This window comes from Mycobacterium sp., assembly GCF_032161845.1.
In the GTDB taxonomy this organism is placed as follows: Bacteria; Actinomycetota; Actinomycetes; order Mycobacteriales; family Mycobacteriaceae; genus Mycobacterium.
The window spans coordinates 1-7,836 of sequence record NZ_JAVRQA010000402.1 but is presented as its reverse complement, the minus strand read 5'-3'; the positions used below and the strand labels follow the sequence as shown (position 1 = coordinate 7,836).

Below are 7,836 nucleotides of genomic sequence, written 5' to 3'. Positions count from 1 at the left end.
CTACGAGAACGTGGCGACGCACTGGGGCAACTGGGCCAAGGTCTTCTTCAACAACAAGGGCGTCGCCGCCAAGGCCACCGACGTCTGCATGAACTACCCGGCAGGCGACATGTCCGTCTGGGACTGGGAAGCCACGCCGTAGAGGGGATCGACCGCGGCGAGCTCGATCAGCCGCGTCAAGGCGGGCAACGCGTCCCGCAATGCACGGCTCTGTGCCTCGTCGAGCGTGCTCAACTGCTCCGCGAGCACGGTCTGCGCCGTGTCCATCGATCTACGATGTGCGGCGGCACCCTTGGTGGTGATGGCGATCAGTACCGATCGGTGATCCGCTAGATCCTTCACCCGTCTGACGAGGCGCTGCTGCTCGAGCCGTCTGGTCGCCACCGTGGTCGACGCGACGCTGAGCGCGATGTCCGCCGCGAGGTCGCTCACGCGCATCGGGCGCTCGTTGGTGATCACCGCGTGGAGTATCGCGTGCTGGGCCCACGTCACGTTGCCCGCGGCGATGCGGACGGCGTCGCTGCGGCGCATGCCCGTGAACATGCCTGCGAACGTCGCCAGCAACTCGGAGGCCATCTCGATGGCCACGTCCTCGGCGCTGATCACCTGCGTCATAGTGAGCAAGTCTAACTATTGTTCGCCGTGGCGGCAGGATGAATCGACGAACCTACCGACGCCGATGCTGATTTCCGAGCGGCTGCAGGTTTCGGCGCGGTCGTCGGTTCTGGCAATCTGGTCCCTGCGTGCAGGCTGGGGAGAAAGATGGCCTTCGCCGGGTTCGCGATTGGCCAAGCTGACTTCGGGAACCCATCCCCGGGTGCGTAGCGCCGAATGCGGACGGGAGAATTGGTCTGCACACGTGAAAGGCAGGTTCAGATGCTGAGCGAATTTCCTGACGTGGTCATCACGGGGTTCGCGATGACCAACGCGCTCGCCACCGACGCCGAGGACACCTGGGCCGGGCTGTTGAACGGCGCCAGTGGCATCCGCGGACTGTCGGGTGCCTTCGTCGACGAACTCGACCTGCCAGTCACCATCGGTGGCCAACTTCTCGAGAACTTCGATTCCGAACTGAGCAGGGTCGAGCTGCGCCGCCTGTCGTATCCGCAGAAGATGGCACTGATACTGGCCCGGCGGGCATGGGCGCACAGCGGCTCGCCCGACATGGATCCGACCAGGCTCGCCGTGTCGGTGGGCACCGGCTTCGGTACCGCCGAGGAAGTCATCCTCGCCTACATCGACATGCGCAAGCGGGGTCTGAAGGCGGTCTCGCCGCTCGCCGTCCAGATGTTCATGCCCAACGGGCCGGCTGCGGCCATCGGACTCGACCGGGCAGCCCGAGCAGGTGTGTCGGCACCGATGATGGCCGACGCCTCCGGTGCGGGTGCGATCGCCCAGGCGTGGCAGCAGATCGTCTTCGGTGACGCCGACGTCGTCATCTGCGGTGCCGTCGAGTCCCCGATCGAGGGCGTGCCCATCGCGGCGTACTCCCAACTCGACGGCGTGATGTCGACCGACAACGACGACCCCACGGGTGCGTGTCGGCCGTTCGACAGGGACCGTCACGGCATGGTTCTCGGCGAAGGCGGCGCGCTGCTGATCATCGAGACCGAAGCCCACGCGAAGGCGCGGGGCGCGCGCATCCTGGCCCGTCTACTCAGTGCGGCCACCACCTCCGACGGCTTCGACGCGATGTTCTCCGATCCCGATGCCGAACAGGAAGCCCACGCCCTGACGCGCGCCATGGAGCTGGCTGGCCTCACCGCCGGTGACGTCGACCTGGTCAACGCGCACGCGGCAGGGACCGTGGCCGGCGATCTCGTCGAGGCGACCGCCCTGCAAAAGGTGTTCGGTAGCCAACGGCCCGCGGTGTACGCCCCGAAGGCGGCGCTCGGCAACACCTTCGGAGCGGCCGGCGCCATCGAAGCGGTGCTGACCGTGCAGGCCCTTCGCGATGGCGTCGTGCCCGCGACCCTGAACCTGACGCAACTCGACGAGCGGATCGACCTCGACGTGGTCACCGGCCAACCCCGACGGTCCGACTACCGCTACGCCGTGAGCAACACGTTCGCCTTCGGCGGACACAACGTCGTACTGGCCTTCGGCAAGTACTGAAACTAGGCGCCGACGGCCTGCTCGAGTTCGGCGAGCGAGTCCTCCAGGTGCATCAACAGCCGCTGCAGGTGCGGCACGCTGCGCCGACAGCCGACGAGACCGAAGTCGAGGTTTTCGCCGTTGTTGGTCATGGTGATGTTCAAGGCCTGGCCGTCCAGCGCGATGGAGAACGGATAGTTGCCGTCCAGGCGGGCGCCGTTCCAGTACAGCGGTTCTGAAGCGCCTGGAACGTTCGAGATGACGATGTTGAACGGTGGCGGTGCTGAGGAGACGAAGCCGGGCAGCAACCCCATGGCGATGCCCGACATCAGGAAGGCGGACAGGGCGAGCGCCTGCGACCGCGGCAGCTCGGCGAAGACCTTCTTGTTGTCACGCATGGAGGTGTTGATCGCATCGAGCCGCTTCGCCGGGTCGTTCATGTCGGTGGCCAGGTTGCACAGGATGGTGCCGACCATGTTCCCGCCGGCATCCTGCTCGTTCTTCGTGCGGAGACTGACCGGCACCATCGCCACCAGGGGCGCGTCCGGCAGCGCGTCGCGTTCGATGAGGTAGGCGCGCAGCGCGCCTGCGCACATCGCCAGCACGACGTCGTTGACGGTGACGCCCGCGGCGGACTTGACGGCTTTGATCCGAGCCAGCGGCCACGACTGCGCGGCAACGCGCCGGGCCCCACCGATGGGGACGTTGAACATCGTCTTCGGCGCCCGGAAGGGCAGTGTCAACTCCTGCTCGAGCAGCGCGGCCCGTGCGATCGACACGGTGGACGGCGCCAACGCGGCCAGCGATCCGATGGTTCCCGTGATGGCCTGCAGCGGTGAGCGCCCGCCACTCGCGTCCCCGCTCCGCTGTTTCGGCCCCAGCGTCCACGGCACCGTGATCTCGCGGTCGTCGGGGTCCGACGACATGGACCGGATCGTCAGGCGCTGGGCGCTGACACCGTCCAGCAGCGAGTGGTGGATCTTGGTGTAGACCGCGAACCGACCGTCGTCGAGGCCTTCGATGAGGCTCGCCTCCCACAGTGGCCGGTGCCGGTCGAGGAGGGTGCCGTGCAATCGCGACACCAACTCGAGTAACTCTCGCACGCGTCCCGGCTTCGGAAGCCCCGAACGGCGGAGGTGGTAGTCGATGTCGACGTCATCGTCGAACGCCCACGCGACATTGGAGATGCCGCCGAGCAATCTGCCGGGATGTTTCCGAAACGTGGGTTGAAAGTCGTCGTTCTTGACGATCGTCTCGTACATGTCGCGGATGAACTCCGGCCCAGCGCCCTCGGGAGGCTTGAACAGTTGCAGTCCTGCGACGTGCATCGGGTGCTCTCGCGATTCGCCGAGCAGGAACATCGAGTCAGTCGGCGACATCAGCTTCATGGACGTGACGGTACCCACAGTGGCGGTGATTCACTCAGCCATCGGCAAATGCATTTCGGATCGTCACGAGCAGGTGGCAAAGGGCACGCGGGCGCTCTCGCGAAGCGCATTGGCGCGGAGTGCAACTGACCGTCTCGGCTAACCTGACCGGGTGGGCACCGAGGATGGGCTGGCCGACCGGCCATTCAGCGCCATCGTGCGCACCCGCCCCCAGCAACGCATCCTGGCGGCCGCCCTCGACCTCATCGGCGCACACGGGGTCAGCGGTACGTCACTGCAGATGATCGCCGACGCCATCGGGGTGACCAAGGCTGCGGTCTACCACCAGTACAAGTCGAAGAACGACATCGTCATCGCGGTCACCGAGAACGAGTTGGCCATCCTGGAGGACGCGTTACTGGCCGCGGAAGCGGACGACCAGCGTCAGCAAGCGCGTCGCACGCTGCTGATCCAACTGATCGACCTGGCGGTGACCAGAAGGCAGTGGGTGGGCACCCTCACCAGTGATCCCGTCATCGTGCGGATTCTCGGTGAACACCCGCCGTTTCAACTCTTCATGAGCCGGCTCTACGGCGTCCTCCTCGACCAACGTGACGACACCAAGGCCAGGGTCGCGGCCGCGATCATGTCGGCGGCCATCGCGGGCTCGGTCGTCAACCCCATCGTCGCAGACCTCGACGACGACGTGTTGCGGACCAACCTGGTCGAGCTGGTCCCGCGACTGCTCAAGCTGGACGAGTCCGACTGAGTCGGAGTCGTCAAGTCGCCCTTGACGACTCAACCCTGCGGTAGCCGCACCACCTGGACGAAGAACTCGTCAATGTGGCGGACCGCCTTCATGAACTGGTCGAGGTCCACGGGTTTGGTGACGTAGGCGTTCGCGTGCAACTTGTAGCTCCGCAGGATGTCCTCCTCGGCGGAGGAAGTGGTGAGCACGACAACCGGAATGTGACTCAGCTCGGGGTCGGACTTGATCTTCTCGAGCAGTTGTCTGCCGTCGTACTTCGGCAGGTTCAGGTCGAGCAGGATCAGGTCTGGCGTCGGTGCGCCCTCGAAGGCGCCGCGTCGGTAGAGGAAGTCCAGGCCTTCCTCGCCGTCGTGAGCTACGTGGAGGTTGTTCTTGATCTTGTTGTGCTCGAAGGCTTCCCGGGTGATGAGCTCGTCACCCGGGTCGTCCTCCACTAAAAGCACGTCGATCGGACGAGCGGCTGGTGTCATTCGGGCGTTCCTTCCAAACTTGCCGCGGGCACGGGCAGGGTGAAGCGAAAACGGGTGCCCTCGGTGTAGGACGTGTCGATCCAGATGGTGCCGCCATGATGTTCGACGATCTTCTTGCACAATGCCAGCCCGATGCCCGTCCCGCCATACACGTCGCGGCCGTGCAAGCGCTGAAAGATGACGAACACCTTGTCGATGAACTCCGGTGCGATGCCGATACCGTTGTCGGACATGGTGATCAACCACCGATCCTCGTCGTCGAGGTGGCACTCGATCACGATTCGGGGCGCGACGCCTTCCCGCCGAAACTTCACGGCATTGCCGATCAGGTTCTGCCACAGCATGGCGATCAGCGTCGGATCGCCGACGATCCGAGGGAGGGGGTCGGCCGGACGGACTACCTCCGCGCCGGACTCATCGATCGCCATCGTGAGGTTGGCGAGCGCGGCGTCCAATGCGCTGTCGAGCTCGACCGTGCTCTGCGCCGAACCGAGCCTGCCAACGCGCGAGAAGGTCAGCAGGTCGTTGATCAGGACCTGCATGCGCTTGGCACCGTCGACGGCGAAGTCGATGTACTCGATGCCGCGTTCATCGAGTTGGTCGCCATACCGCTTCTCGAGGAGCTGGCAGAACGAGGTGACCTTGCGCAGTGGTTCCTGGAGATCGTGCGACGCGACGTAGGCGAACTGCTCGAGTTCGGCGTTCGAGCGGCGCAGTTCGACGGTCTGTTCGTCCAATTGTGCCTCGGCCAAGCGCGACGCCTCGAGTTCGGCGACGATCCGCTGCCGCATGTTCTCGACGTCGACCGCGATGGCCCGGATGTCCTTCGGCCCCTCCGGGACGATCTTCTCGGCGAAGCTGTTCTCCGTGATCCGGCGACACGATGCTGCGAGAAGGGACAGGGGACGGGTGACGGCCCGCCGCATCACGATCGCCAGCGCGACGGCCGTGGCCAGCAGTACCACCACGATGGTGCTCAGAACCGCGTTGCGCCAGAAGCGAATGTGGTCCAGGTTTGCCAAACCCGCCGCTCGGGCATCGGTGAGGTGCTGATTCTGGGCGTCGAAAAGTGCTCGCATGCGGTCGAATCCGACCTTGCCGCGCTCGATGGCGTCGGCGCTGACCACGGCCGGAGTGTTGGGTGTGACGCTCGCGATGAGTGGCTCGGCGAACGACGACCGCCACGAGCTGGCCGCCTGTTCGATGACGTCGAGGTCGCCGATGAGTTCGGCGCGGCTACCTGCGCGTTGCCGGATTTCGTCGGCCGCCGTGGCCTCGGCCTGCTGGCCCGAGTAGTACGGGTCGAGGAACTGGCGATCGGCCGAGATCGCATACCCGCGGATCGCCGTCTCCTGGTCGCGCAGCGCCGCCTGCAATCGGTAGGCCGCCGAGCGGGAGGGCTGGACCTCATCGATCAGTTCGTGGGACACCTGGTCATACCGTTGCAGCAGCACCGCGCCCGCGACCCCGGCGCCGAGGACGAGGACACCCATGATCGACAGCACCAGCGTCTGCCAACCCTGCACGGTGAGCGCAGACGTCCGTCGAGCGGGCGTCTCTTGCATCGGGCTCATCGCCCGGTCCGCTGGACCCGTACCACGGCGACGTCGTCGGAGAGCCCTCCGTGCATGCGCGCCCGTTCCTCGGCGTCGTCGATGAGTGCGTCGACGAACGCCGGGCCGGGGAGGTTCGCCCTTGACCGAGCCAACTCGAGAAGGCCGTCCTCGCCGAGGCGTTCGTTACCGGCCCCGGCGTGCCCTTCGAACAAGCCGTCGGTCAGCAGCAGCAGACCGTGTCCTGCGGGCAGCTCCAGCTCGGTCACCGGCCAATCCGTGCCGCCGAAGCCGAGGGCCGGCCCCGCCGGCGGCTCCAGCCAATCCACCGAGTTCGGACCGTGCACCAGCAAGCCGGGATGTCCTGCGCGGACCGCGTTGAAACTCAGGTCGTGGGGGGAGATGGCGAGGCTGAGCACCGTCGCGAAGATCCTGGCGCCGGGGCTCTCGGCGCTCAGGATCCGCTCCAGCTGACGCATGCGCTCGGGCCCGCGAAGGCCGGCGAATGTCAGCGCGCGCCAACCGATGCGCAACGCGACGCCGAGCGCGGCCTCGTCGGGGCCGTGTCCCGCCACGTCGCCGACCATCACGTGCACGGTCCGGTCAGGGGTCTGGACGAAGTCGTAGAAGTCGCCGCCGAGGAGAGCGTTCTCCCGGCTGGGGCGATACTTGGCCACGATGTCGACGCCGGGGTCGTCGAGGAGCAATGGCGACGGCAACAGGCCGCGCTCGAGGCGCGCGTTCTCCTGAGCCCGGAGCTGGCTGGCCCGCAGATCGGCCGAGGTGAGCTCGGCGCGCTTTCGCTCGATTGCGTACAGCACGGCCCGCCGCAGCATCTCGGCTTCGACGCGGCCCTTGATCAGATAGTCCTGGGCTCCCGACGCGAGCGCGGAGACGCCGAAGTGCTCGTCGTTCAGGCCGGTCAGCACGATGATCGGAATGGTGGGGTCGCGCTTGGTGACGTGGTCGAGGGCGGCGATGCCGTTCGCATCGGGTAGATCCAGATCGAGCAGAACGCAATCCGGCCGCAGCCGGGCCAGTTCGCGGTCCGCATCGGCCATCGACGGCACCCACGTCAAGCGAATGTCGATGTCGGCGTTGGCGACCAGTTCCTCGACGAGCACGGCGTCTCCGCGGTCGTCCTCCACCAGGAGCAGCGACAGCGGTCGTTTCTGGACGCGCACACCAACCTCGGCGGTCGGTTCGGCGCGCAGGGAGCCCACGGCAACCACATCCCTTTCGAACGTCACCATCAATGCGCTGCCCCTGCTTGACAGTCTGTTGACAGTACCGGTGTGTCAGCGCCGGACGCGCACGATTAGTCGCTCAGCGCGGCGACGGCGTCGTCGGCGGTCGGATACAGCGCCAGGAACTCGTCGAGCTTGGTCAGCTGAATGGGCCGCGCGGTCACCGGTCCGGTGGCTACCACTGCGAATTTGCCCGTGCCGCCTGCCCTTTCGTGGGTTTCGGCGAGGATCCGTAGCCCGACCGACGCGAGGAATGACACCGCGGTCAGATCCATGACCAACGCGTCCGGCCGCTCGTCGATCAGCTCGGCGAGAAGCTCCTCCAGTGGCGGCGAG

At 66.2% G+C, this 7,836-nt stretch carries 9 protein-coding genes; 3 read left to right on the top strand and 6 right to left on the bottom strand.

Annotation, left to right across the window (positions count from 1 at the left end; genetic code table 11):
- Positions 1–142, top strand: a 142-nt coding sequence (locus QOD90_RS21740) for a DUF5078 domain-containing protein (protein ID WP_526352932.1), incomplete at its 5' end; no start/stop codon positions are given.
- Here QOD90_RS21740 and QOD90_RS21735 read toward each other — a convergent pair.
- Complete coding sequence (locus QOD90_RS21735; protein ID WP_526352928.1) at positions 94–615, bottom strand: MarR family transcriptional regulator; 522 nt, start codon at positions 613–615, stop codon at positions 94–96. The two genes, QOD90_RS21740 and QOD90_RS21735, sit on opposite strands and share 49 nt — an antisense overlap.
- Before the next feature lie 261 nt (positions 616–876).
- Here QOD90_RS21735 and QOD90_RS21730 point away from each other — a divergent pair, with 261 nt between their 5' ends.
- Positions 877–2,115: a KasA/KasB family beta-ketoacyl-ACP synthase gene (locus QOD90_RS21730; protein ID WP_526352926.1), complete on the top strand. Its 1,239-nt coding sequence runs from the start codon at positions 877–879 to the stop codon at positions 2,113–2,115.
- A 2-nt stretch (positions 2,116–2,117) separates the two neighbouring features.
- On the opposite strand, the gene QOD90_RS21725 is transcribed toward QOD90_RS21730, so the two are convergent.
- Positions 2,118–3,482: a WS/DGAT/MGAT family O-acyltransferase gene (locus tag QOD90_RS21725; RefSeq protein ID WP_526352924.1), complete on the bottom strand. Its 1,365-nt coding sequence runs from the start codon at positions 3,480–3,482 to the stop codon at positions 2,118–2,120.
- A gap of 151 nt (positions 3,483–3,633) precedes the next feature.
- On the opposite strand from QOD90_RS21725, the gene QOD90_RS21720 reads away from it, so the two are divergent.
- Positions 3,634–4,230, top strand: a complete 597-nt coding sequence (locus tag QOD90_RS21720) for a TetR/AcrR family transcriptional regulator (protein ID WP_526352922.1) — start codon at positions 3,634–3,636, stop codon at positions 4,228–4,230.
- 29 nt (positions 4,231–4,259) lie between these two features.
- Here the strand turns inward: QOD90_RS21720 and QOD90_RS21715 are convergent, their stop codons facing one another.
- The 4 genes from QOD90_RS21715 to QOD90_RS21700 form a co-directional block, all read right to left on the bottom strand.
- A complete protein-coding gene (locus tag QOD90_RS21715) occupies positions 4,260–4,700 on the bottom strand; it encodes a response regulator (RefSeq protein WP_526352920.1) in 441 nt (146 codons plus the stop codon).
- Positions 4,697–6,274 (bottom strand): sensor histidine kinase, encoded by a 1,578-nt coding sequence (locus tag QOD90_RS21710; protein ID WP_526352918.1) that lies wholly within the window; start codon positions 6,272–6,274, stop codon positions 4,697–4,699. The genes QOD90_RS21715 and QOD90_RS21710 overlap by 4 nt, the downstream gene beginning before the upstream one ends.
- On the bottom strand, positions 6,271–7,410 hold the full coding sequence (locus tag QOD90_RS21705; protein WP_526352930.1) for a PP2C family protein-serine/threonine phosphatase: 1,140 nt from the start codon (positions 7,408–7,410) through the stop codon (positions 6,271–6,273). Before QOD90_RS21705 ends, QOD90_RS21710 begins: the two co-directional genes overlap by 4 nt.
- A 161-nt stretch (positions 7,411–7,571) precedes the next feature.
- Positions 7,572–7,836 (bottom strand): STAS domain-containing protein (locus tag QOD90_RS21700; protein ID WP_526352916.1); only part of this gene is annotated, 265 nt, incomplete at its 5' end.